Origin of the sequence: Desulfobacterium sp. N47 (genome assembly GCF_051233685.1) — a bacterium.
GTDB lineage: Bacteria > Desulfobacterota > Desulfobacteria > Desulfobacterales > RPRI01 > RPRI01.
The window spans coordinates 19729-44921 of record NZ_JBAMMY010000117.1 but is presented as its reverse complement, the minus strand read 5'-3'; the positions used below and the strand labels follow the sequence as shown (position 1 = coordinate 44921).

The 25193-nt window shown below is 41.4% G+C and carries 26 protein-coding genes and 2 tRNA genes; 22 read left to right on the top strand and 6 right to left on the bottom strand.

The features are described 5' to 3' along the window. The first annotated feature begins 1 nt into the window (after nt 1). From VXK47_RS07230 to VXK47_RS07125, 22 genes are all read left to right on the top strand, one after another. Nucleotides 2-1291, top strand: a complete 1290-nt coding sequence (locus tag VXK47_RS07230) for an NfeD family protein (protein ID WP_435548100.1) — start codon at nt 2-4, stop codon at nt 1289-1291. 60 nt (nt 1292-1351) lie between these two features. Further along, nucleotides 1352-2122, top strand: coding sequence for a slipin family protein (locus VXK47_RS07225; protein ID WP_435548099.1), 771 nt, complete (start codon nt 1352-1354; stop codon nt 2120-2122). 210 nt (nt 2123-2332) lie between these two features. After that, a complete protein-coding gene (locus VXK47_RS07220) occupies nt 2333-2653 on the top strand; it encodes a transcription termination factor Rho (protein WP_435548098.1) in 321 nt (106 codons plus the stop codon). Nucleotides 2654-2702: 49 nt separating this feature from the next. Next, nucleotides 2703-3284 (top strand): 5' nucleotidase, NT5C type, encoded by a 582-nt coding sequence (locus VXK47_RS07215; protein ID WP_435548097.1) that lies wholly within the window; start codon nt 2703-2705, stop codon nt 3282-3284. Next, complete coding sequence (xerA, locus tag VXK47_RS07210; protein ID WP_435548096.1) at nt 3281-4213, top strand: tyrosine recombinase XerC; 933 nt, start codon at nt 3281-3283, stop codon at nt 4211-4213. Before VXK47_RS07215 ends, xerA begins: the two co-directional genes overlap by 4 nt. Nucleotide 4214: 1 nt before the next feature. Further along, entirely contained in the window at nt 4215-4772 is a 558-nt protein-coding gene (gene hslV / locus VXK47_RS07205) for an ATP-dependent protease subunit HslV (protein ID WP_435548095.1), read from the top strand. 5 nt (nt 4773-4777) lie between these two features. Then, complete coding sequence (hslU, locus tag VXK47_RS07200) at nt 4778-6151, top strand: ATP-dependent protease ATPase subunit HslU (protein WP_435548094.1); 1374 nt, start codon at nt 4778-4780, stop codon at nt 6149-6151. A gap of 103 nt (nt 6152-6254) precedes the next feature. Beyond that, complete coding sequence (gene argB / locus VXK47_RS07195) at nt 6255-7130, top strand: acetylglutamate kinase (RefSeq protein ID WP_435548093.1); 876 nt, start codon at nt 6255-6257, stop codon at nt 7128-7130. A 9-nt stretch (nt 7131-7139) separates the two neighbouring features. Then, a complete protein-coding gene (locus VXK47_RS07190) occupies nt 7140-8318 on the top strand; it encodes an aspartate aminotransferase family protein (RefSeq protein WP_435548092.1) in 1179 nt (392 codons plus the stop codon). 92 nt (nt 8319-8410) lie between these two features. After that, the gene (gene argF / locus VXK47_RS07185; protein WP_435548091.1) at nt 8411-9340 is read left to right on the top strand and encodes an ornithine carbamoyltransferase; all 930 of its coding nucleotides are present in this window, start codon (nt 8411-8413) and stop codon (nt 9338-9340) included. Between the two features lie 34 nt (nt 9341-9374). After that, nucleotides 9375-10586, top strand: a complete 1212-nt coding sequence (locus VXK47_RS07180; protein WP_435548090.1) for an argininosuccinate synthase — start codon at nt 9375-9377, stop codon at nt 10584-10586. Nucleotides 10587-10604: 18 nt separating this feature from the next. Further along, nucleotides 10605-11990 carry an argininosuccinate lyase gene (argH, locus tag VXK47_RS07175; RefSeq protein WP_435548089.1) on the top strand — a complete coding sequence of 462 codons (1386 nt, stop codon included), beginning with the start codon at nt 10605-10607 and terminating at the stop codon, nt 11988-11990. Nucleotides 11991-12098: 108 nt separating this feature from the next. Further along, complete coding sequence (locus tag VXK47_RS07170; RefSeq protein WP_435548088.1) at nt 12099-12560, top strand: fibronectin type III domain-containing protein; 462 nt, start codon at nt 12099-12101, stop codon at nt 12558-12560. Between the two features lie 88 nt (nt 12561-12648). After that, a complete protein-coding gene (gene lysA, locus VXK47_RS07165; protein WP_435548087.1) occupies nt 12649-13902 on the top strand; it encodes a diaminopimelate decarboxylase in 1254 nt (417 codons plus the stop codon). A 17-nt stretch (nt 13903-13919) separates the two neighbouring features. Further along, nucleotides 13920-14747 (top strand): diaminopimelate epimerase, encoded by an 828-nt coding sequence (gene dapF, locus VXK47_RS07160; RefSeq protein WP_435548086.1) that lies wholly within the window; start codon nt 13920-13922, stop codon nt 14745-14747. 53 nt (nt 14748-14800) lie between these two features. Further along, nucleotides 14801-15970 (top strand): LL-diaminopimelate aminotransferase, encoded by a 1170-nt coding sequence (locus VXK47_RS07155; protein WP_435548085.1) that lies wholly within the window; start codon nt 14801-14803, stop codon nt 15968-15970. 27 nt (nt 15971-15997) lie between these two features. Then, nucleotides 15998-16492, top strand: coding sequence for a 2-amino-4-hydroxy-6-hydroxymethyldihydropteridine diphosphokinase (gene folK, locus VXK47_RS07150; protein ID WP_435548084.1), 495 nt, complete (start codon nt 15998-16000; stop codon nt 16490-16492). 29 nt (nt 16493-16521) lie between these two features. Then, entirely contained in the window at nt 16522-16791 is a 270-nt protein-coding gene (locus VXK47_RS07145; RefSeq protein ID WP_435548083.1) for a hypothetical protein, read from the top strand. Nucleotides 16792-16822: 31 nt separating this feature from the next. After that, nucleotides 16823-17476 carry a transaldolase family protein gene (gene fsa, locus VXK47_RS07140; RefSeq protein WP_435548082.1) on the top strand — a complete coding sequence of 218 codons (654 nt, stop codon included), beginning with the start codon at nt 16823-16825 and terminating at the stop codon, nt 17474-17476. Nucleotides 17477-17497: 21 nt separating this feature from the next. Next, nucleotides 17498-18061, top strand: a complete 564-nt coding sequence (pgsA, locus tag VXK47_RS07135; RefSeq protein ID WP_435548081.1) for a CDP-alcohol phosphatidyltransferase family protein — start codon at nt 17498-17500, stop codon at nt 18059-18061. Nucleotides 18062-18215: 154 nt separating this feature from the next. Further along, nucleotides 18216-18290, top strand: a tRNA-Gly gene (locus VXK47_RS07130). Between the two features lie 8 nt (nt 18291-18298). Continuing rightward, nucleotides 18299-18373: transfer RNA gene (locus VXK47_RS07125), tRNA-Cys, on the top strand. 88 nt (nt 18374-18461) lie between these two features. Here VXK47_RS07125 and VXK47_RS07120 read toward each other — a convergent pair. The 6 genes from VXK47_RS07120 to yqeC form a co-directional block, all read right to left on the bottom strand. Then, nucleotides 18462-20399: a CHAT domain-containing protein gene (locus VXK47_RS07120; protein WP_435548080.1), complete on the bottom strand. Its 1938-nt coding sequence runs from the start codon at nt 20397-20399 to the stop codon at nt 18462-18464. A 10-nt stretch (nt 20400-20409) separates the two neighbouring features. Then, nucleotides 20410-20760 (bottom strand): hypothetical protein, encoded by a 351-nt coding sequence (locus tag VXK47_RS07115; protein ID WP_435548079.1) that lies wholly within the window; start codon nt 20758-20760, stop codon nt 20410-20412. 55 nt (nt 20761-20815) lie between these two features. Continuing rightward, nucleotides 20816-21907 carry a metallophosphoesterase family protein gene (locus tag VXK47_RS07110; protein ID WP_435548078.1) on the bottom strand — a complete coding sequence of 364 codons (1092 nt, stop codon included), beginning with the start codon at nt 21905-21907 and terminating at the stop codon, nt 20816-20818. Between the two features lie 24 nt (nt 21908-21931). Beyond that, entirely contained in the window at nt 21932-23413 is a 1482-nt protein-coding gene (locus VXK47_RS07105; protein ID WP_435548077.1) for a TRAFs-binding domain-containing protein, read from the bottom strand. 399 nt (nt 23414-23812) lie between these two features. Further along, a complete protein-coding gene (gene mocA, locus VXK47_RS07100; RefSeq protein ID WP_435548076.1) occupies nt 23813-24397 on the bottom strand; it encodes a nucleotidyltransferase family protein in 585 nt (194 codons plus the stop codon). Nucleotides 24398-24411: 14 nt separating this feature from the next. Continuing rightward, nucleotides 24412-25176, bottom strand: a complete 765-nt coding sequence (gene yqeC / locus VXK47_RS07095) for a putative selenium-dependent hydroxylase accessory protein YqeC (protein ID WP_435548075.1) — start codon at nt 25174-25176, stop codon at nt 24412-24414. Between the last annotated feature and the right edge of the window lie 17 nt (nt 25177-25193).

Below are 25193 nucleotides of genomic sequence, written 5' to 3'. Positions count from 1 at the left end.
TATGAAAACCGGGATATCCGGAATAATACTAATCTTTTTATCTTTATTTATCCTTGTACCGGCGGATTATGGTTATGCAGGCAGGCAGGATATATGTCTGATCAGTATTTCAGCCGATATAAATCCGGGTGTTGCCGATTTTTTAAAAAGCGGAATAAAGTTTGCCGGGGACAATGGCTTCGCTTGTATCATAATAAAACTTAATACACCGGGAGGACTTTCGGAATCTATGCGGGAAATGATAGTTGATATTCTTGCGTCAAAGCTTCCTGTTATAGTTTATGTGGCTCCGGACGGAGCCCGGGCTGCTTCTGCAGGAGTGATGATTACCATAGCTGCTGATATAGCAGCGATGGCTCCCGGTACAAATATCGGAGCTGCGCATCCTGTAGGGATCGGTGGAAAAGATACGGGCGGAACAATGTCTGATAAGATCACAAACGACATGGCCGCATTTGCAAGAAGTATTGCTGCTAAGCGACAAAGAAATGTTGAGTGGGCAGAGAATGCAGTCCGAAAAAGCGTTTCCATAACTGAGACGGAAGCGCTTAAACAAAACGTAATTGATCTTGTGGCAAAAGATCTTGATGAATTAATAACAAAAATAAACGGGAGGAAAATTAAGGACAAAGGTGTTTTACAGCTTGATGGCTATAAAATAACCGAATACAAAGAGACTCTTAGAACAAAAATTTTAAATATCATAGGCAATCCGAATATATCTTATGTTCTTATGATGATAGGACTTGCAGGCCTTTATTTTGAAATGGCGCATCCGGGTGTGGTTTTTCCCGGAGTAATAGGCGGAATTTCGCTGATACTGGCTTTTTATTCTTTTCAGGTGCTTCCGATAAACTATGCCGGAGTACTTCTTATAGTGCTGGCTGTGGTGTTTTTTATTTTAGAGATGAAGATTACCAGCTACGGACTTTTAAGCGTGGCAGGAGTCACATCATTTTTACTTGGTTCTCTTATGCTTTTTGAAGGTTCGGTTCCCGGTGTAAGGATATCTATGGATGTTCTTCTTCCAACAGTTGTTTTTGTGTCACTCTTTTTTGTGGCTGTTTCAGCGCTTGTTTTTAAGGCCCAGATATTGAAATCAATGTCCGGTTCCGAAGCTTTAATCGGAGAAACAGGAATAGTAAAAAAAGATATCATGCCGGAAGGAAAAATTTTTGTGCATGGTGAATTGTGGAAAGCAAGATCAATAATGCCTTTAACGGTAGGAACTAAAGTTAAGGTCATTAAGGTTGATAATCTTGTTCTGGAAGTTGAGCAGATTAATAAATAAAGATGAATTTTTTACAAGATCCACTTAATTAATTAATTATAACAAAAAAAGGAGAATAAAATGTATTCATCTATTGTAATAGTGGTTATTGTAATATTTTTTCTTTCAACATCTATAAGAATATTAAATGAATATGAACGGGGAGTTATATTCAGGCTCGGACGGGTTATCAAGGCAAAGGGTCCCGGCATAATTATTTTAATTCCGTTTGTCGACCAGATGGTAAAAGTCAGCCTTAGACTTATTGTAATAGATGTGGATCCTCAGGATGTAATCACAAGAGACAATGTTTCCGTTAAGGTAAATGCGGTTATATATTTCAGGGTTATAGATACCGTAAAAGCTGTTGTTGAAGTTGAAAATTATCAGTATGCAATGACTCAGCTTGCCCAAACTACTATAAGAAGCATTTGCGGTCAGGGTGAGCTTGATGATCTTTTATCGGAAAGAGAAAAAATTAATTCCCAGATACAGGAGATACTTGATACGCATACGGATCCATGGGGAATAAAGGTTGCAACTGTAGAGCTTAAACATATTGATCTTCCTCAGGAAATGCAAAGAGCTATGGCCAAACAGGCTGAGGCTGAAAGAGAGCGGAGAGCTAAAATAATCAATGCGGAAGGCGAACAGCAAGCTGCGACTAAACTGGCCGAAGCTGCACAGATCATAGGGGATTATCCGATGGCCTTACAACTCAGGTATCTTCAGACAATGAGAGAAATGTCGTCCGAGCAGAACACTACTACTATTTTCCCGGTACCGATAGACATGTTCAGGCCCTTTTTAGATATAGCAAAGGCTATTGCATCGCATGAAAAAGCTGATTAATTGAAGAATATGCGTTTTGATGGGTTTTATGCGGGCCTATCTATTTTATTGACTTTATAAAAATAAATAGTTTAAGAATTACGATGGACATTTTGCATGTTCATCATAATAGGGATGTTTAAAATATTTTAATTTTATGGCGGAAGCATAAGCGCTTCCGCTTGTGCTTTTTACATGATACATGAACAGAGAAAGGAGATTGGAATTAAGATGGGTAGCAAGAAAAAAGCGGTAAAAGAAAAACCTCTTGATAAAATGACAGCTAAGGAATTGAGAGAACTCGCGATTAACACTCCGGGAGTAACAGGCGCTCATGGTATGAATAAAGATGAGCTTATAAGCACTATCAAAGAGGCGAGAGGAATAGTGGAAGCGCCTTCTGAAAAGAGCAATGCAACCGTTAGGGAATTGAAAGCTAAGATTAAGGAAATAAAGGCAAAACATGAGGTTGCTATTGGTGATGAAAATCCGAAAATGGCCCGGATATACCACGACAGGATAATAAAACTTAAAAAGAAGACAAGAGTATAAAAATTCAGGATATTTTATATATTTAAATTTTGTGTGACATGGTGCTTTAATGATAGATACGGTTTCTCTGGCTTTTGATATTGACGGCGTATTTGCCGATATAATGTCTTTATTTATTGATATTGCCAGGGACGAATATAATATTGATAGTATATTATATAAAGATATTAAATGCTATTATATTGAAGAATGTGTTGATATTAAACCTGAGATAATCAGTGATATAATAAACAAAATAATTGATGGTAAGCATAGCGCTCCCTTGAAACCTATTAAAGGATCAACGCGCGTGCTGAAAAGGCTGAGCAGCGAAGGGCCGCTCCTTTTTGTGACCGCAAGGCCATATCCCGGGCCAATACACGACTGGATATCGCAAACATTGTCGATAGATCCTGCTTTGGTGGAGGTTGTAGCCACAGGTTCCTTTGAAGCAAAGGCTGATGTCCTTTTGGGGAAAAATATTTCATATTTTGTGGAAGACAGACTTGAAACATGTTTTGCGTTAAATGAAAAAGGTGTTACACCTGTTGTTTTTAAACAGCCCTGGAACAGAGAAAAACACCCGTTTATGGAGGTTGGAAGCTGGGACGAACTTGAATTATTGATCAATTTTAACGGTTCTATCCGATGAGCAAGCATCCTATTGACAGTATGATCAGCTCTTTTATCGAAACTCTTGCTTCCGAAAAAGGATATTCGGTTAATACCTGCCGGGCTTATGCAAATGATCTTTATGAGTTTTCCTCTTATGCCGCTGAAAAATCCGGGCAGGACAGTGATGAAGAATCTGAAATATCAACATTTATGGTAGAAGATGCAAATTATCTGTTGATAAGAGCATATCTTGGTTTTTTGCACAAGAAGAACAAAAAAAAATCAATTATTCGTAAGCTGTCCGCTCTCAGGTCATTTTTTAAGCACCTTGTAAGGCGTAACATTATATCTGATAATCCTCTTGAATTAATATCAACACCCAAACAGGATAAAAATATTCCTGCTTATCTTACTGTTGATGAAATGTTTCGTCTGCTTGATTCAATAAAAACCGATACTGTTTCCGGTTTAAGAAACCGTGCGATTTTTGAGACTATGTATTCTTCCGGAATACGTGTTTCAGAGCTTGCAGGTCTTAATGTTTCGAGTGTGGATTTTGGCGCAGGTTTAATAAAAGTTTTTGGAAAGGGTGGTAAAGAGCGGATAGTACCTATCGGCAGCAAGGCAATGGATACAATAAAGTCATACAGACAAAAGATACAAGGAGATAATATCTTATCAGATAAAAACAGCCCGCTTTTTTTAAATAAGAATAAAGGACGTCTTACAACCAGATCCATTGCGCGGGTACTAGAAAAATTTGTCAGTGAATTTTGTATTTCAGTGCCTGTTTCGCCTCATGCTCTAAGGCACTCTTTTGCCACACACATGCTGGATGCCGGAGCAGACCTGAGAGTTGTACAGGAGTTGTTGGGGCATAAAAGCCTTTCAACCACTCAAAGATATACGCATGTTGGTATAGACAGACTTATGGAGACGTATGACAAGGCTCATCCAAGAAAATAATATGCTGAAAAAACAGGAAAACGAAATCATGAATTTCCACGGGACAACAATTCTTGCCGTTAGGCATAAGGATAAAATAGCAGTTGCCGGTGACGGCCAGGTAACTCTTAATAACATGGTTGTTAAACACACGGCTAAAAAGGTCAGAAGGATATATAATGATACCATTATAGTCGGATTTGCAGGAGCCACAGCTGATGCGCTTAATCTTTCGGAACGTCTTGAAGGCAAACTGGAAAGATATAACGGCAATCTTACAAGAAGCGCCGTTGAACTTGCAAAAGACTGGCGGACCGATAAGTATTTAAGACGTCTTGAGGCTCTCATGATTGCAGTTGACAACACCAGAATTTTTCTTATTTCAGGAAACGGTGATGTTATAGAACCTGATGAGGGATTTATCGGCATAGGATCAGGAGGAATTGGAGCACAGGCAGCAGCAGCAGCTCTTATTAAGCACTCCAATCTGAGCGCAAGAGAAATCGTTGAAGAATCGATGAAAATAGCCTCATCTCTTTGCGTATACACAAACGACAAAATAACTATAGAAGAACTTTGAGAAATATGGAAAATTTAAAACCGTCTGAAATAGTAAAGGAACTTGATAAATATATAATCGGTCAGAATAAAGCTAAAAAATCGGTAGCTATAGCTTTAAGAAACCGCTGGCGCAGGCAGCAGGTGCCTGATGATCTGCGTGATGAAATTGCTCCTAAAAATATCATACTTATAGGTCCCACAGGTGTAGGAAAAACAGAGATTGCCAGAAGACTGTCAAAGCTTACGGATTCGCCTTTCAACAAGGTTGAAGCATCCAAATTTACCGAGGTAGGATATGTAGGGCGCGATGTTGAATCTATGGTAAGGGATCTTCTTGAATTGACTGTCAACGCGGTTAAGTCAAAAGAACAGGAGGATGTCAAAGAGAAAGCAATGATTATTGCCGAAGAAAGAATGCTTGATATCCTGCTTCCTAAAACAAACCGCCAGGAAGTTGACAATAAGAATGAATCAGGCGAAACCGGGTTGGAGCCCGTTAATGCTGAAAGCACCGATTTATCTGCAACAAGAAATAAACTTCGTGACATGCTCAGAAAGGGAAAGCTTGACGACCGTATTATAGACCTTGATGTTTCGGAAAGACAAATGCCTGTAATTGAAGTATTTTCCAACTTAGGCATGGAAGAGATGGGCGTTAATTTTAAAGATATGCTTGGCGGCCTGATGCCAAAAAACACAAAGAAGCGCAAAGTAAAAGTTTCCGAGGCTATGGAAATATTGACATTGGACGAATCCCAGCGGCTTGTGGATATGGATAAAGTAGTAAAAAGTGCGATTCTGAAAGTCGAACAATCCGGAATTATATTTATTGATGAAATTGATAAAATTGTAGGTAAAAACGGTGGGTCCGGTCCTGACGTGTCAAGGGAAGGCGTGCAAAGAGATCTTCTTCCGATTGTAGAAGGAAGTACAATTACTACAAAGTATGGCCCGGTAAAGACCGATCATATACTTTTTATTGCTTCCGGTGCATTTCATGCCGTTAAACCTTCCGATCTGATACCCGAACTTCAGGGGCGTTTTCCTATCCGGGTCGAGCTTGAAGCATTGGGTCAGAAAGAGTTTGTCAGAATTCTGAAGGAACCTAAAAATGCTCTGCTTATCCAATATATTGCCATGCTTAAAACAGAGGGGGTCAATATTGTTTTTGAACCGGAAGCAATTGAAGAAATTGCAAGAATAGCTGAAGAGGTCAATAATCATACTGAAAATATAGGGGCAAGAAGGCTTCATACCATTATGGAATGCCTGCTTGAGGATATTCTTTTTGATGCTCCGGATATGCCTGGCAAAGATGTTGTAATTGACGCGAATTCTGTTTCAAGCAAATTAAATGACATTAAAGATAATGAGGACCTGAGCAGGTATATTCTCTAATCAAGGTTAAAGGTTCAAGGTTTTCTCCTCCCATTCCCCCTTAACAAAGGGGGACAAAGGGGGTTGTTTGAGAAGTTCGGGATGAGGGGTATATATAAGAAAAATGGATCCAAATGTTGCGGATATATTGATTGAAGCTTTGCCGTACATCAGGCGTTTTTACGGCATGACAATAGTAATAAAGTATGGCGGCCATGCAATGGTTGATGAGCAATTAAAGGAAGATTTTGCCCGCGATATCGTACTTATGAAATTTGTCGGGCTTAATCCTGTGGTTGTGCACGGAGGTGGTCCGCAGATAAACCAGGTGCTTTCCCAGATGGGAATAAAATCAACTTTTGTGAGAGGTATGCGGCTTACCGATCAGCCTACAATGGATGTTGTTGAGATGGTTCTCGGCGGAAAAGTCAACAAAGCTATTGTTGCCCAGATTAATCAGCATGGCGGGAAAGCGGTGGGTTTGAGCGGAAAAGACGGAGGACTGATACTGGCTAAAAAACTTCGCATAGTGTTTAAAAAAGATGAAAACACACCGCCTGAAATAATTGACCCGGGGCTTGTGGGCGAGGTTATAAATATTAATCCTGACATAATAACTACACTTACCGGCAAGGGTTTTATCCCGGTTATAGCTCCTGTCGGCGCCGGTAAATCAGGGGAGACTTTTAATATAAACGCTGATCTTGTAGCAGCAAGCATAGCGATGTCACTTTCCGCAGGCCGTCTTATTTTACTTACCGATGTGGATGGCGTTCTAGAAGCTTCCGGAGATCTGATAACGTCAATTGATTCTGTTACTGCCAAAAAAATGATGGATAAGCAGAGTATTTCAGGAGGAATGATTCCAAAAATAGAATGTTCTCTGGAAGCACTGAAAAAGGGAGTTGAGAAGGTTCACATTATAAACGGCAAAAAAAGGCATTCTTTGCTCCTGGAGTTGTTTACCGATAAGGGCATAGGAACGGAAGTAAGGAAGTAAAATCAAGTTATGAATAATGATATAATTGAAAAAGCGGAAAAGTGTATCGTAAATACATATAAAAGGCCATCTATTGTCATAGAGAAGGGTAGGGGTTGCAAAGTATGGGACACCGATGGAAAATCCTATATCGATTTTGTAGCAGGGGTTGCTGTTTGCAGCCTTGGGCATTCCCATCCCAGGGTAGTAAAAGCTTTGTGCAGCCAGGCGGATATTCTTTTTCATGTGTCTAATCTTTATTATACGGTGCCGCAGGTCGAACTTGCTTTATGGCTTGTAGAAAACAGTTTTGCAGACAAGGTTTTTTTCTGCAACAGCGGAGCGGAAGCAAACGAGGCAGCCATAAAACTGGCACGGAAATACTTTAGCACAAACAACGAAAAAGAAAGATACAAAATAATTTCTATGGAGAGGTCTTTCCATGGCCGCACCATGGCAACTTTATCTGCTACCGGTCAGGATAAGGTAAAAAAAGGTTACGACCCTATTCTTGAAGGATTCGACTTTGTGCCCTTTAATGATATTGATGCTTTGGCAAATAAAATTAATTCTTCAACATGTGCTGTACTTCTTGAACCGGTTCAGGGAGAAGGGGGATTATGGAGACCTGCTCCGGGTTATCTGAAAGAAGTAAGAAAGCTTTGCGATGAGACCGGCGCTCTTCTTATTTTTGATGAAATACAAACCGGAATAGGGCGTACCGGAAAACTTTTTGCCTATCAGCATTTTGGTGTTGAGCCGGATATCATGACTTTGGCCAAGGCTCTTGGAAACGGCCTTCCGATAGGAGCGATGCTTGCAAAAGAGCATGTAGCATCAGCTTTCGTACATGGTTCCCATGCCTCTACTTTTGGGGGTACGCCGGTTGTTACGGCAGCTGCGCTTGAAGTATTAAAAGTACTTTCGGAAGAAAAGGTTATAGAGCATTGCGGCAGGATCGGCGCATATTTTATGGAAAGGCTTATGTGGCTTAAAAGCAGGCATAGTTCTATCAGGGATGTGCGTGGGATAGGGCTTATGCTTGGGATAGAACTTGATACTGAAGGAGAGCCGGTGGTCAACAAATGCCTTGAGAAAGGTTTTCTTGTAAACTGCATACAGGGTAATGTAATTCGTTTTATTCCGCCTCTTATTATCAGTAAGCAGGAAATCGACGATCTTGTTTTGTGCCTTGATGAAATACTATAGACTAAAAACCAACCCGTAGAGACGCAAATTCCTTGAGGCGCAAGATTTTGCGTCTTTACATTTTTACTTGATGATATATTGCAGAGGGTGCCTTGAAAAAAGATATATTAACCATATTGGATTTAACAAAAACTGATATTGATTATTTGCTGAACAGGGCTATTGAACTGAAAAAAATGCAAAAGCAAGGTGTTTCATACCGCCCGTTTGCAGGGAAAACTCTTGGTTTGATTTTTGATAAGCCGTCGACACGGACACGTATTTCTTTTGAGGCTGCAATGATTCAGCTTGGCGGAACCCCGCTTTTTATAAGCGCAAAAGATACCCAGATAGCAAGGGATGAACCGATCAGAGATACGGCAAGAGTGCTTTCAAGATATATCGATTGTCTTGCAATAAGAACGTATTCCCAAGGGCTGCTTGATGAATTTGCACAGTTTTCTTCAATCCCGATTATAAACGCACTGACCGATTTGTATCATCCCTGCCAGGTATTAAGCGATATCATGACGGTAGTTGAAAAAAAAGGAAGATATGACAAGATCAAAATATCGTGGATCGGCGACGGAAACAATGTGGCGCATTCATGGATCAATGCAGCTGCTGTTTTGGGCCTTGATCTTGTACTTGCATGTCCAAAAGGCTATTATCCTGATGAAGAGATATTAAAAAGGGCCTTTGAAAGAGGACGCGGAAAAATTAAACTAACATCCGATCCTGTTGAAGCCGCAAGCGATGCAGACGTGTTGTATGCCGATGTATGGGCTAGCATGGGGCAGGAAAACGAACATAAAGAAAGAAAGCTTGTTTTTGAGCCCTATAAATTAAGAGGTAAACTTCTTCAATATGCATCGGAAGATGTCATTGTTATGCATTGCCTTCCGGCACATCGTGAGGAAGAAATCAGCGAAGAAGTACTTGAAGGCCCTAAATCCGTTGTATGGGATCAGTCTGAGAACAAGCTTCATATGACAAAAGCAATACTTGAAGCTTTAATAGGCGGTAAATCGGCTGTTTCATAGATTTTTTTAAACATTTTGTTTTTGGAGAAATAACGTGTCGGATAAAATTAAAAAAATAGTATTGGCCTATTCGGGCGGACTGGATACCTCTGTTATTCTTAAATGGCTTATAGAAACATACCAATGCGAAGTAATTACCTTTTCGGCTGATTTGGGACAGGAAGAAGAGCTTGACTATATAGATGAGAAAGCTAAAAAAACCGGTGCTGCTAAGGTATATATCGATGATCTTAAAGAAGTATTTGCAAAGGATTATGTTTTTCCTGCCTTTCGTGCAAATGCCGTTTATGAAGGCAAATACCTTCTGGGGACTTCTCTTGCAAGACCGCTTATTGCAAAACGCCAGATGGAAATTGCAAAAATCGAAGGGGCGGATGCGGTAAGCCACGGGGCTACCGGCAAGGGCAATGATCAGGTAAGGTTTGAGCTTACATATCTTGCGCATGATCCGGGTATAAAAATTGTAGCTCCATGGCGTGAATGGAATTTAGGATCAAGAACGCTTCTTATGGATTATGCCAAGAAACATGGTATTCCGGTGCCTACTACTCAGGCAAAGCCATACAGCTCCGACAGAAATCTGCTTCATATAAGTTATGAAGGAGGAGTGCTTGAAGATCCATGGAATGCACCGCCGGAAGATATGTTCACTCTTTCCGTATCTCCGAAAAATGCTCCTGATGAACCGGAAACCATAGAGATCTCATTTGAGAAAGGAAATCCTGTTGCAATTGACGGGATAACATATTCTCCTGCCAAACTCTTAAAGGAGCTTAACAGACTTGGAGGAAAACACGGTATAGGAAGAATTGATCTGGTCGAAAACAGGTTTGTAGGTATGAAATCGCGCGGAGTATATGAAACCCCTGGAGGTACAATATTAAGAGCAGCGCACATGGCTGTTGAATCTATAACAATGGATAGAGAAGTAATGCATCTTCGGGATTCTCTGATCCCAAAATATGCAGAACTTGTTTATTATGGTTTCTGGTTTTCACCCGAGATGAAAATTTTACAAAATATGATAGACCAAACCCAGGAATATGTTTCAGGTACGGCCCGTATTGAGCTTTACAAGGGAAACTGCATGGTTCTTGGCAGAAAATCTGATCAGTCCTTATACAGTCATGATTTTGCCACATTTGAAAAAGACAGCGTTTACAGCCAGAAGGATGCCGAAGGCTTTATAAAGCTGAATGCCTTACGTTTAAGGATTCAGAGCTTAAAAAATAGAAATATTACATAAAAGATTGAGGCTTTTTATATGTCGGACAAACCATGGGATGGCAGATTTTCTCAGAAAACAGATAAGATTGTGGAAGCATTTACGTCTTCTATAATGGTGGATAAAAGACTTTATGCCCATGATATAGAAGGAAGCATCGCCCATAGCCGCATGCTTGCAAATGTATCCATAATCACCGGCGAGGAAGCTTCGCTGATAGAAAAAGGTCTTTTAAAGATAGAAAAAGATATTGAAAGCGGTAAATTTGAATATGATGACAGCCTCGAAGATATCCATATGCATATTGAGTCAAGACTTGCAAAAGACATAGGAAAGGTTGCTTTAAAACTTCATACGGCAAGAAGCAGAAATGATCAGGTTGCCCTTGATGTAAGGATGTATTTAAGAGATGAAGTAAACAAAATCATAAGCGGCCTTATTGAGCTGAGAAAAGTCATCATTGATCTTTGCGCAAAAAATACGGATACGATTATGCCCGGCTACACCCATCTGCAAAAGGCCCAGCCGGTGCTTTTTTCTCATCACCTTATGGCATATTATGAGATGTTTTTGCGCGATACCGAAAGGATGCGTGATTGCTTTAAGCGTATAAACGTGATGCCTTTGGGAAGCGCTGCTCTTGCAGGTACAACTTATCCGATAGACCGAAATTATACGGCAAAGCTTCTTGGCTTTCCAAAAGTAACCGCAAACAGCATGGATTCGGTTGCAGACAGGGATTTTATAATAGAATTTATTTCATCTGCCGCAATCTGCATGGTTCATTTCAGCCGGTTTTCCGAAGATCTGATAATCTGGTCATCATATGAGTTCGGTTTTATAGAACTTCCCGATGCTTTTGCTACAGGAAGTTCTATAATGCCGCAAAAGAAAAACCCGGATGTTTGTGAACTGGTAAGAGGCAAGTCAGGGCGTATATTCGGAGATCTTATCTCAATGCTGACAATTATGAAATCCTTACCCCTGTCATATAACAGGGATATGCAGGAAGACAAGATTGCAATGTTTGATGCCGTTGATACTTTAACTGCATGCATTGAGGTTTATACGAGAATGCTTCCTGAGCTGAAAATAAATAAAGAGGTTATGCTTAAAGCATCTTCTTCGGGGTTTCTAAATGCCACGGATTTGGCTGATTATCTGACTATAAAGGGCATGCCTTTCAGAGAAGCACATTCATGCGCAGGAAAGGCGGTTGCTTTTGCTTTAAAAAAAGGAAAAGAGCTTCATGAACTTTCTCTTGATGAGATTAAAACTTTTTCGAATCTTTTTTCAGATGATGTATTTGAAGTATTAACACCTGCCAGCATGATAAACCGGAGAAAATCATCCGGGGGAACTGCTACCGGCAATGTTCTTGCTGCTATTAAGAAAGCAAAAAAAGATATTGCTAAAGAAGCCTGATAAGTTTTCCTTGCGAAGGCCTCAAATTTAACAGCAGGTAAGTTTATACCGCTAATGGTCGGCATGTTGATTATTTATTTATAATTATAAAAGGCATATAAAACGGAAATGACTAGCTTATATAAATTATTTAAATACAATTTAATATTTATAGCCATGGTTGTAATGGTGGTTGTTTTATCAGTGGCCGGCTGCGGCAAAAAAGGCCCGCCATCACCGCCAAGGCAATTGGCTGTTCCTTCTGTAAACAATCTTGAATCTAAAATTGAAGCTAATAATGTTATACTTACCTGGACTGTTCCTGAAGCCAAAGAGAAAGAGAGTCCCCCTATAACAGGATTTGTTATTCGCCAGGCTAAATATCCTCTTTCAGAAGAAATTTGTGAAAACTGTCCGATTAATTATAAGCCGATTGCTGAGGTTGCAGCGGATTTTAATGGAAATGACAGAAAAATAAAATATATTAAACAGCTTGATAAGGGATTTAAGTATTTTTTCAAGGTTACTGCTTTTAGTAAAAACATGACATCAGAGAGCAGAGATTCAAATATAATAAAATTTGATTATTAATACATAAAAACCATTAAAGCGAATATCGAATAACGTACAGCATATTTCGATTTTAGCTATTATGCAATTGGTGCTCGTTGGGAGAATTATGAATCATTTTATTTATCGTGACAAAGAATTGTATTGTGAGAATGTGCCTGTAAGAAATATTGTGCAAAAGATAGGCACGCCTTTATATATCTATAGCCATGCTACACTGAAACGACACTTTAAAGCGTTTAACGATGCCTTTAAAGGTGTAAACAAACTTGTCTGCTTTTCCGCAAAGGCTAATACAAACCTTGCTATATTAAGCCTGTTTTCTAAACTTGGAGGAGGGCTTGATATCGTTTCGGGAGGGGAACTCTACAGAGGCTTAAAGGCAGGATATGCTTCAAACAAAATAGTTTATTCGGGTGTTGGAAAGAGAATAGATGAGATTGATTATGCTCTTAAAATGGGAATACTGATGTTTAACGTCGAATCCATGGAGGAGCTTGAGATTGTAGATCAGAGAGCAGGATTGCTGAAGAAAAAAGCGCCTGTAGCAATCAGGGTAAATCCTGATGTTGATCCCAAAACTCATCCATATATTTCAACAGGTATGAAAAAGAATAAGTTCGGTATAAATATCGAAGCAGCCATGGAGGCATATAAAGTTGCAGCAAAGCTTAAAAATATTAAGGTGATAGGTCTTGATTGTCATATAGGATCACAGATTACCCAAACAGGGCCGTTTAAGGATGCTCTTTACATCTTAAAAACCATGATAAAAGATCTTGCAGCATGTAAAATCAATATAAAATATCTGGATTTAGGGGGAGGCCTTGGAATAACGTATAATGATGAAGAGCCTCCTGATCCTGTAGAATATGCAAATGCAATAAAGGAAGTTATTGGTGATACCAAGGTTAAGCTGATTTTTGAGCCGGGAAGAGTAATTGTGGGAAATGCCGGAATACTTGTAACAAAGGTTCTCTACCGGAAATCAACCGGTGTCAAGGAATTTATTATTGTTGATGCAGGCATGAATGATCTTGTCCGCCCAACTCTTTATGAGGCTTTCCATGCCATAAAACCTGTTGTTGATTCGGATAATGAAGAGATTAAAGCAGACATTGTCGGTCCTATTTGTGAAAGCGGTGATTTTTTAGCTCTTGACCGCAATATTCAAAAAGTTGAACAGGGGGATCTGCTGGCTGTTATGAGTTCGGGGGCTTATGGTTTTGTTATGTCATCAAATTATTGCTCAAGGCTTAAGCTTGCCGAAGTGATGGTAAATGGCGATAAGTTTCAGGTTGCAAGAAAAAGGCAGAAATACGAAGATCTTACACGGGGCGAAATTATCCCTGATTTTTTATAAATGGCAATAAGCAGGATATGAAAAATATACATTTTTTTAAAATGAGCGGAAGCGGCAACGATTTTATCATAATTGACAACAGAGAAAATTTGATTGAAGACAAAGGCCTTGCCTCCTTTATTACAAAGGTCTGTGCGCGAAGAATGTCTGTAGGCGCCGACGGGTTTATACTGATCGAAAATTGTGATTCGGCTGATTTTAAATGGCAGTTTTTCAATTCGGACGGCAGCAGAGCTGAGATGTGCGGAAACGGCGCAAGATGTGCGGCCATGTTTGCCTGCATAAATAAGATTGCAAAACCTGATATGTCTTTTCTAACCGATGCCGGGATAGTGCATGCCCAGGTAACCGATGGCAGGGTGAAAGTAAACATGATGGACCCAACTTATTGTAAATATGATTATCAGATACCTTTAAAAAAAGGTCCGATAACGGTTTCAAGCTTAAATACCGGTGTGCCGCATGTAGTTATCATAACTGATGACATTGAAGGCGCTGATGTTGACGGCACAGGCAGGGAAATCAGATTTCATGAAAATTATGCTCCAGCCGGAACAAATGTAAATTTTATCAGCTGTGTTTCAAACAGCACGATTCATATCAGAACTTATGAAAGAGGTGTTGAAGGCGAAACTCTGGCATGCGGCACAGGTTCAATAGCATCTGCCCTGGTTGCAGCCTGTAAATATAAAGTTGAGTCTCCTATAGATGTAGTAACCAGAAGCAAAGGGGTTCTTACCATTCATTTTAAACAGGATAACGGCAGGTTTTATGATATTTATCTTGAAGGAGATGCCAGGGTAATATACAAAGGTGAATTGGGAAAAGATGCCTGGCAATATTAATATTCAGGCCAATATTCCAATAATTATTTTAATAAAGGGATGGTATTTGTAAAATGATTACGATCGAAAAATCTGAAAGACTGAAAAATCTTCCTCCATATCTGTTTAAGGAAATCGACAGGCAGAAGGATGAAGTTAAAAAACGCGGTGTTGATATAATAAGTCTTGGCGTAGGTGATCCGGATATGCCTACTCCGCCTCATATAATCGAAGCTTTGCAGAAAGCTGCAACAGATCCGCAAAATCATAAATATCCTTCATATACAGGAATGGATGAGTTTAATAATGCGGTTGCAAGATGGTATAGGAAAAGATTCAATGTATCTCTTGATCCCGCCAAAGAAGTCGTAACATTGATCGGATCTAAAGAAGGTATTGCACATATTCCGCTTGCTTTTATTAATCAGGGAGACATAGCGCTTGTGTCAAGCCCGGGTTATCCTGTGTATAATATTGGAGTTCAGTTCGCAGGAGGCAGATCCCATTTGATGGATTTAAAAAAGGAAAACGATTTTCTTCCCGATCTTAGTGCCATTCCTGATGATATAGCAAAAAAAGCAAAACTGATGTTTATTAATTATCCCAATAATCCGACTTCCGCTGTTGCAACGGAAGAATTTTTTAAAGATGTTGTGCAATTTGCACATAAAAACAATATCATAATATGCCATGATGCGGCTTATACTGAAATGGCGTTTGACGGTTACAAGCCGGCCAGTTTTCTTGAAACACAAGGTGCTAAAGAAGTTGGAATTGAATTCCATTCGCTTTCAAAAACCTATAATATGACCGGGTGGCGCCTGGGATTTGCTGTAGGAAGACCGGAAGTGATCGATGGGCTCGGACAGATAAAAAGCAATATAGATTCGGGTGCATTCCAGGCCATACAGATTGCAGGTATTGCAGCTCTTGACGGAGACCAGTCATGTGTGGATGAGTTTAACCTGGAATATACAAAGCGCCGCGATATTCTGGTGGACGGCTTAACGGGACTTGGATTTTCGGTTAAAAAGCCGCGTGCTACTTTTTACGTGTGGGTAGAGGTTCCAAAGGGTTACACATCAGCGCAGTTTACCAGTCTTCTTCTGTCAAAAACAGGTATTGTTGTTACTCCCGGAAACGGGTTCGGTTCTGCCGGAGAAGGCTATATTCGTATGGCTCTTACGGTTGGCCAGGAGAGGATGAAAGAAGTTGTTGAACGAATCCGATCTGTTGAAATTTAAACCTTCGGTTTAACCGGTATTATTGAAGTGGAGAAACACACTGCATATATTTCAGTCGGCTCCAATATCGGTGATAAGCTTTTAAACTGCAAAAAAGGTATAGAAGCACTGACTGATCCGGGGGTTGTTGAAATTATTGCATGGTCACATTTTTATAAGACTTCTCCTGTTGATTATAAGGATCAGGATTGGTTCATAAACGCTGTTGTAAAGGTTGAAACCGCGCTTAAACCTGACGATCTTTTAAAAAAGATGGTTTCAGTCCAGTATAATGCCGGACGAATAGAAGACAAAGTACGATTCGGGCCGCGTGTTCTTGATCTTGATATTATATTATATGACGATTTGGTTATTGATTCACCGAAGCTTACAATACCGCATCCCAGGATGCATAAAAGGCTGTTTGTGCTAAAGCCTCTTTGTGATATAGATTCATCTGTAATTCATCCGGTTTTTAAAAAAGATATAAAATATCTGCTCGACAATCTGGATGATAATGAACAGCAAATAATTAAATATTAACGGTCTGATATAAGTGCGTTAAATTTGCAATGAAATTAATAATATATATTTTACTGATATTTTTTGTATTTAAGATTTTTAAATACTTGGCAGCCCCTTCGGCTCCTTCGGGGAAAAAAGTTTATCGCAAGGCTGATACAAAGGCTGATACAGTGGATGATGTAATGGTAAAGGACCCGGTTTGTGAAGTATATTTTCCCAGACATGATGGTATACATCTCAATTTTGGCGGCAAGGATATGTATTTTTGCAGTCCGGAATGCCGGGATAAGTTCGTCAAGCTGAATTCGAACAAATAAAGTGTGAAGTGCGGCTTAAGGAGGATTTATTATGAAGTTTTTCATTGATACGGCAAACATTGATGAAATAAAAGAAGCAAACAGTATGGGGATGGTGGATGGAGTTACAACCAATCCGTCTCTCATTGCCAGAGAGGGCCGTGTTTTAGAAGAAGTAATAGAAGAGATCTGCAAGATTGTTGACGGACCGATCAGCGCTGAGGTTATAAGCCTTGATGCAAAGGGTATGATAAAAGAAGCGAGCCAGCTGTCATCAATCCATAAGAATGTGGTTGTAAAAATTCCCATGACGGTTGATGGCCTCAAAGCTGTAAGAAAGCTTACGGATGATGGTATAAATACAAATGTTACTTTGATTTTTTCGCCTCTTCAGGCTTTGATGGCTGCAAAAGCCGGTGCTACTTATGTGAGTCCTTTTGTAGGGCGGCTTGATGATATTTCCCATGACGGTCTTTTACTGGTAGAGCAGATTGTAGACATATACGGCAACTATGCTTTCGAAACGGAAATTATTGTAGCAAGCGTGCGTGATCCTCTCCATGTTCTTGAATCTGCTTTACTCGGGGCAGACATTGCTACTATTCCTTTTAATGTCCTGGCAAAGCTTGCTTCCCATCCGCTTACGGATAAGGGTATAAAATCTTTTCTGGATGACTGGAAGAAATCGAAAAAAACAAAAAATTAATATTATTAGGATAATGGCATAATGAATAACAGCAGAATTCTGTATATATTGAAGCATCCAAACAGCTTGACAATATACAGAATGGCCGCAATTCCTGCAATTGTCGTATTTCTGCTGTTTCAAAACAAATATTTTACATTGATTGCGGCACTGCTCTTTAGTGCTGCAGCTATTACCGATTATCTTGACGGTTATCTGGCCAGGCGGTGGGGTCTTGTTTCAAATATCGGCAAATTCATGGATCCCCTTGCCGATAAGCTTCTTATATCATGTTCCTGTATAATGATGGCTTCTTTCGGATGGATACCTGCCTGGGTTGTTTGTATTATTATAGGGCGTGAGCTTGCGGTAACAGGCTTAAGAAGTATTATAGCCGAACATGGTCAGGATGTGGCTGCCTCAAAACTTGGAAAATATAAAACCGGTTTTCAGGTAGCGGCAATTATTCCTCTTTTGACGCATTATCCATATATGGGGATCAATTTTCATGCTATAGGAATGGTTTTTCTCTGGGCAGCGCTTATTTTGACGGTTTGGTCAGGCATGGATTATTTTGTTCATTTCTGGAAACTTTTTAAGGAATAGATTTTGTTATGCTATCAGCGAACACCTTCGCAACTAAGAAAGATCCAAAATTTTTATTGACAAAAAGCATATTAGCTTATACTTAACAAAGCCTGATAGAAACCTGTGCAAGGTAATTATTCATAAACAATATTGTCGCAGGTTTTTATAGTGAGCGGGAATAACTCAGTGGTAGAGTGCGACCTTGCCAAGGTCGAAGTCGCGGGTTCAAATCCCGTTTCCCGCTCCATTTTTTTTGGCGGCATAGCCAAGTGGTAAGGCAACGGTCTGCAAAACCGTTATTCTCCAGTTCAAATCTGGATGCCGCCTCCATAAAAAATATAAGGGCCTGCAATTTTTGCAGGCCCATTTTTTTTGTTATTTGTTGTCAAAATATAAAATATCAGGTTGAATCCAAATTCTATCTTTTGCCGAGAACTGCAAGCGCAGCTTTGGCAAGCGCATCCCATTTCTCATTTTTCCAGATGTCAGTATATCTGCTAAACTGCCGTTCGGTTGATTGTACGGCAAATGCGTCAGGTTCACAGGTTTCTATAATTTCTTTACAGTAGTTGGCAATTAAATCTTTGGAAGTCTCCTCTTTATATTCTTCACCGGCATAGATAGATTCGAGCAATTCCAGCTCCGCAAGGGTTCCGTAAGCCCAGGCAAGATCTTGTCCAGCCAGGGTAGGTAACTGCATATCGATGATTAGTAAAGCTGCATTCCATAACTGGCCATATTTTTCTGCCAATCCTGTCATGCCGTCACCTTTTTCCTGCCTGATTACTGCCAGCATGGAAAGATACTGGGTGATGACCCAGGAGTTGGTTGTATCAGTCTGAAAGGCTTTTCGATAAAACTCGCAGGAATTATTGTAGGCTTGTAATTTATTCGCCTTGTCAGAGAGTTTATGGTAAGCAATACCGATACGTTTTTCGCTGGCAGCACTAACACCCAGGAGTTCGGAACGCTCTTTTGGAGTTGTTGGCACAGTTGTATCATCGAGCCATTCTTTGAGTTCTTTACGGATTGTCTCGCTCAGAACCTTCATTTCCGATGAAACGGTTTCATCTGCACAAGATTCGGATTTCCTGTTATTTAGAAGATCATCAATACGCGCAAATTTGATTTCGATTCTATCGCGTGTCTGCTTATCGCGAAATTCATCTACCTGTTTTTCAAAATTCCATGGTACGGTTGCATAGGTTACGATGCTTGCCCAGTCGTGTGTTTCAGGGCATGATGTTCTCAGACGCTGCCGCAATTCATAAAGTATGCAACGGGGATCTGCGCCCTTGAGCAGACGCTTGTACAACACCTCCGTGCATATGGTCGAGGCACGCATCCAGAGTGGAAACTGGGAGGCGAAAACCCACGGGATTCCGGCTGCATGCAGCTCATGGGCGATACTGCCGCCTAGGGTAAGCACTGAATTTACATTGGCGGAATCACAGGTTGCAAGCGAGAGCACCGTAGGTCGGTTCCGGCCGGTGCTTGTTGTGGCGCGTTCAGGGGTGAGTGCGATGGCAAGGCGTTCGCCATCGACAATATCGATCTCGGCAGGATTGGAGCTGCTGCATAAAGCAAGCCCATAGTGTTTGTCAATGTTATTATCATAAGGAGCGCCATGCGCCAGGATATGTACGTGAGTAAATTCAGTATCGGCGCAGGTAATACGAATCTGATCCAGGGTTGCCTCCGGCAGAACAGTGATCATTTTTTTTACTTCCTTCACCTGATCTTCAACACTGTCCTTGACCTTTACCCATGGAGCAATTGCACGGCGAAGTGCCAACAGGTGATTTTCGGCAGGCACAGTCGCTAATCCGCCAGGTGAGGCAAAAATGAAGAGGATGCGGGGCGGACGATCCCATTTCACCGGCAGCGGCTGGCCGCGGCGGACTTCCCTGGTCAGGGTAATGGGTATATTTGATTGCAGAAAAAGTGGCGAACCGGAGCCTGGAAAACCATTTGGCGCGATGGCTGTCTCGAAGGGTACAAGACCAAGCTCGAAGGCGGAAAGCGAAAGCCGCAGATGCACAAGCTTTCCCCGCTCTGCCCGGTTGTTGCCAAGCTCGGCCAGTAACGCAGGAACCTGGCCAAAAAAAAGACCGATGATCTCACCAAGATCGCGGAGTTCAGCTTCGCGCTGGCTTGGAGCGATAGCATTTCCGCCAACATAATACCTGAGCCGTTCCAGCCTGCTTAGAAGCTGCCGCTGTTCAAAGGGTAAATAAACTGTTACCGGACCGTCGGAGCCGCAGAGGGCTATGTATGGGGTAAGCGGTGAGAGTAGCTGATTGTGAGCCGGGCCTGGCCGCAGGATTTCAAGTTTGATGTTTCGGATTTCAAACATATCTTCACCTCTATCTCTGAAATTGTTTGATAGTCTTTTGTGCCACAGAATCTCCGTCTTTTACTATGTGCACGAGCCGACCGGTTACCTTACCGTTTTCTGCACTGATGCAGACCGCGCTGTTCTGATCAAGCACAAAAGGGGCATCGCTGAAAGAAGCCTTGTCAATGTCATCCATAGTGCAATTTTTAAGCAGGTTAAAAACCGGATTAAAGGAATCTTCGTTTTTAAGCATGTTTTCCGTAAAACTAAGCAGGCGTATCCATGTTCCGCAGTTAAAATAGAAGCGGCCGCCGCCTATGTCTATGGCGCGTTCGAGATGGGTGTGGCCTGTTATTATGAAATGGATATCCGGTCCCACAGTTTTTATTACCTCTTTATATGTATCATCACGGTCAGTTATGGCAAAAGTCCGGTCATCCTTGAGCCAGCCAGTCTGTGAGAGCCCGGCGGAGTGCTTCAGCCTTAGTTATGCCGGTGAACCAGGAGGTCAGCCGGTCCCAGATATACTGAGGAGTGCCAAGAGTTTCATCGTGGCTATCAGTGGCAGCACTACCGGTTTTATATTCCTGTTCAGCAGCAAGCAACATGGCATCGGCTGTCGGAATATTACTGCCTGAGCCATGACGAAGCCCTTTCGTTAAGCTTGGACCGAGCAGGTTGTCCACGGTGGCAGGACGTAAACGATTTTTTGAAGGGGTGTTGAATCCATCGGCGGAAAGACGCTGATCAACTTCCATGCTGCCTTCAACTTTTTCACCGATTACAGGAAGCAGCTTATCAATCTTGCTTATCTGGCCGGGGTCAAGGGCCAACAAAACGCCGACAGCGGCCTTCATCTCAGGTTTCAGAAGATCAATCCAGGGGTAATCAGTCTTTACTACATTCATAACGTCTTTTACCATCTTGGTGCCTGCATTAGGCTCCCATTCGCTGGCTTTGAGTGAACGACCGGCATTTAGCCGCCGGGCGGCTTTAGCAAGGTTTTCATAACGGACATAATTCCAGGCGTCCACCTCATTGCCGTGGGTGCAAAATACCCGCGAGCCTCCCACCAGACAGGAATAGCCTGCTCCCATGCAGGAAAATTCGATACGGGCGCGATATATGGCATTATCTCCGGCAAGCCGTTCGAGTATAGTGCGCTGCGCCACCGGAAAGGATAGCTCAAGATCGTGGTTGCCTATCAGGATAATAAGTGTGCGGCGTTCTGTTTTCACTAAATCAGCCAGGGCATCCCAAACTGTTGAAAAAGATGGGTCTCCCATGATTCTGCGGACAATATTTTCGGCCTTATCAACAGCGATATATCCGCCGCTATCTTCTGCCAGGGTATCGATTACATCACCGTTTAGGATCAGCGCTACCCGGTCGTCCGGCCGTTGTTTTGCTACCCAGCGGATAAATGCCGCCAGGCGCTGTGTTTCACGAAGTATCTGAAAACCGGTTTTACCTCCCATATGGAGATCTGATACAACGTGTATCTCTTCAAATTGAGGTAGTGTCATTTTATATTCTCCTTATGTTTTTTATTATTTTTGTTTGGCCAGGCCTTCAAGCTCTTTTTCTATAGCCTGTATCCATTTTTCCGTTATACCCCTTTTCTCACGCGCCATACCGATCATACGGAGATTCCGGGCAGTGGTTTCAGGCTCCCAGAACTCCCTGACAGCAGCCGCAGCTGAGGCAAGTGCCGCATTTGCCTTTTTTTCATCCATGTTCAAGATCGCAAGCTCAAGCAAAGTGGCATAATCCCAATAGTCAGCCTTGCCTGCCGCTATCCGGCGTTCTGCAGCATAGGTTACTACCGGCAGGAGTTTTTTGCGTTCGGGATCAGGAGGTTCTTTTATCTCCATAAGAGTAACTGCATTTATGCCAGGGTAGGCATCGCGCCAGTCTGTCTCAAAGCCTTTCAGATAGGCATTGATTGCCTTTTCAAGCAGGTCTTTTGCAAGCGTTGCCTCGCCTTTTTCCGATGCTGTGTTCCAGCGGTCTTTGTAAACCCGTCCCAAGATGCCATAGGTTTCACTCGAAGGCCCCCGCCGGGCGATAAGATCGATAAGTTCCGCTTCCGCTTCCTCGCTTCTGCCGGCCCGGTTCAGGGCCAGTGCCAGCTGTTCGCGAATCATTGTGGTTTTGGCCAGTGGCTGGGACATCCGGCTGGCAAGTGCAATCATTTCCGGCCAGGCTTTGATAGATCTGTAAGAAAGAAAAAGATCGATTACCACCCCTCCCTCTGCATCTCTGATGTTTCCAAGCTCTGTTTCGATGAGCTCAAGTGCTGCCATGCCTTCTTTGCGTGCAGCGGCAAGTCTTCCCTTCATGGCAGCAGAGTAGCGGACTCTGTCACGGAATACATCGGTTTTTTCCCGGGCGATGTCCGGTTGATTGCTGATCAGGTCAAAGCTATAAAGGGGACTATCAGTCAAGGGATCTTTGGCATCAATAAGTTTTTTGCTCAGGATTTCGGCATCGGTTTTATTATTCGCCGGTTTTCCGTCTGCTGTAAGTTTGTATGGCACAGCCCTGATAAAGGAGACATCAAAGGGCAAACGGCTACCCTCGGCAAAGATGGGAATAGTTGACCAGCGGCGCGTTGCATGACGTATTCCGAGTTCATAGAAGACATTGGCATTTGCAGTGGTCAGATCGGCAACCGCATACTCGCAGAGCAGTAAGCGCTCAAACATGGGTTTATGTATAATTCCACCGGCCTGCTCTTCATCAGCACGAATTACTTCCATGCCTGCGGCTATAACAGCCGGTATAATGAGTTCTTGGTAAACAGCATCAAAATCGATCAAACGACCGGCCTCGTCATTTTTCCGGCCAAACGGCATTAGTACAAAACAAAGTGGTTTAAGCATGATAACCTCTTTATGAGCGGTTGGAGTATTTGCTGTCAGTTCATTTTCTGCAAAAATAAAGCTTATCGCAAAAAACGATCGGCAGATAATAAGTATTTTCCATGTATGACAATCGGATACAGGAGAGTCAGTTCCAAAACGTCCCATTTGGGCGATCTCAGCGTTGGGCTCAACCAAACTGAAACATTTTTAAAGTGGCTCAAGAGTATAAAATTACAACAGCAAAAATTATAATTATTTATGGGCTGGACTTAATTTTTTATATCGCATAAATATCGGTTTTGTCAAATTTATGTTGTGCAGAAGACAAGGTAACCGCCTTTGGATTTTGACTAAAATTTACTTCAATTATTATTTCTTTATATAGCAATTGTCATAAATCTGTTCCGATTGGATATGGGTACGTATTTTATTCGCAGGAATAGAATCTGACCTTTGTTGACGGTGGCCGGTTAACCCTGCGCCATTCAGATACCATGTTGAAACTTGGTTCGAAATTCTGTATTCGTTTTTTTTAAATATACACTTTATAAATTAACTTAGCGCTTATGCCTTAAAGTCCCCTGTTATCTTTTCATACTCTTCCCGGGTATCAACATCAATTCCGGCATTGGCGTTTTCAATTTCAACCGGTTTTAGTTCTTCTTTGTGCTTTTCAATTATACTTCTTCCCCCACTGTCTCCAACCAGAGCCAATAGTTCATCTTTAAACTTTGCCGGAAAAATAACCGGACCTCCTCTTTTGCCGTTATAAACCGGAACTATGATATTATCGGGATAATCTGTGAAAATATCTATCAGTATGTTGACCATCGCTGAGCTTAGAAATGGCTGGTCGCCGACAAAAAACATGAAAGCATCCGTTTCTTTATCTGCTGCAGTAATTCCAAGTTTTACGGCAGCGCTTTGCCCTTCTTCGGCATGAGCATTAAATATTATCTTATTTAAATATTTTGCCCCTAATTCTTTTATATTTTCATTTCTATAGATAAGTATTACTTCATCAAGATGAGATGATTGTGCGGTTCTTATTATATGTTCAACAAGCGGAATACCGGCTAAAGGCAGAAGAAGTTTTTCTCTTTTCATCCGCTTTGAAAATCCCGAAGCAAGAATAATTCCTGAGATCATAGGCTGTCACCGGATTATGAATAAACTTTGTTATCAGCCATTGCAGCAATAATGCACTTTATGAAAGAAAGATTGTCTGTGTTTTTTAATCTGGCTGAAATGTTTTGCGCATATTTTCTGTTTTGAAGAATTTCAGCTTTATTAAGCAATACATATTTTTCGCATCCCTCAGGCACTCCCTTGAAAAGTCCTGCAGGAGATAATATCAGATTGACTACCGCTTCTTCATCCAGTATTTCTCCAGGCAACCGTTTTACTACATCGCAAAAAATATCAAGACGATGTACAAATTCTTCATTAATCGGCTTGCCTATCGCATCAAGGCCGATAACACCTATTGTTTTTGTAGCATTATCAGGAACCACAGGTTCATAAGAAGCAGGAGCTTTAATGGGTTTTCGCTTTGAACCATCGCATTCAACAAGTATGTAGTCAAATACCTTTTGCAAAAAAAGCTTTTCTATAAACTGACTTGAAGCTCCAGCCAGTTTCTTCACTTTAGCAGTGACTATGCCGGTGCCGAATACAGTGATCGTTTCTTTTTGAGTGTCAGTAAAAATTGCAATATCATCAGTATTATCTACTATCAGCTTGTCGTACTTTTCCCTTTCAGGATCAGGATAGCATATGTGTGTGGAAGTAGTTACAAGAACACGTTTTTTGAAAAACCTGAGCGCCTGTGCAATAGCAAACATGGTTGTTGTTTTGCCTCCTCCTCCCACAAGGCAGACCAACTCCGGTTTATTAAGGCTTATATCAAGCGCTTCTATAATATCCATTTGAGCCGCAATGAATC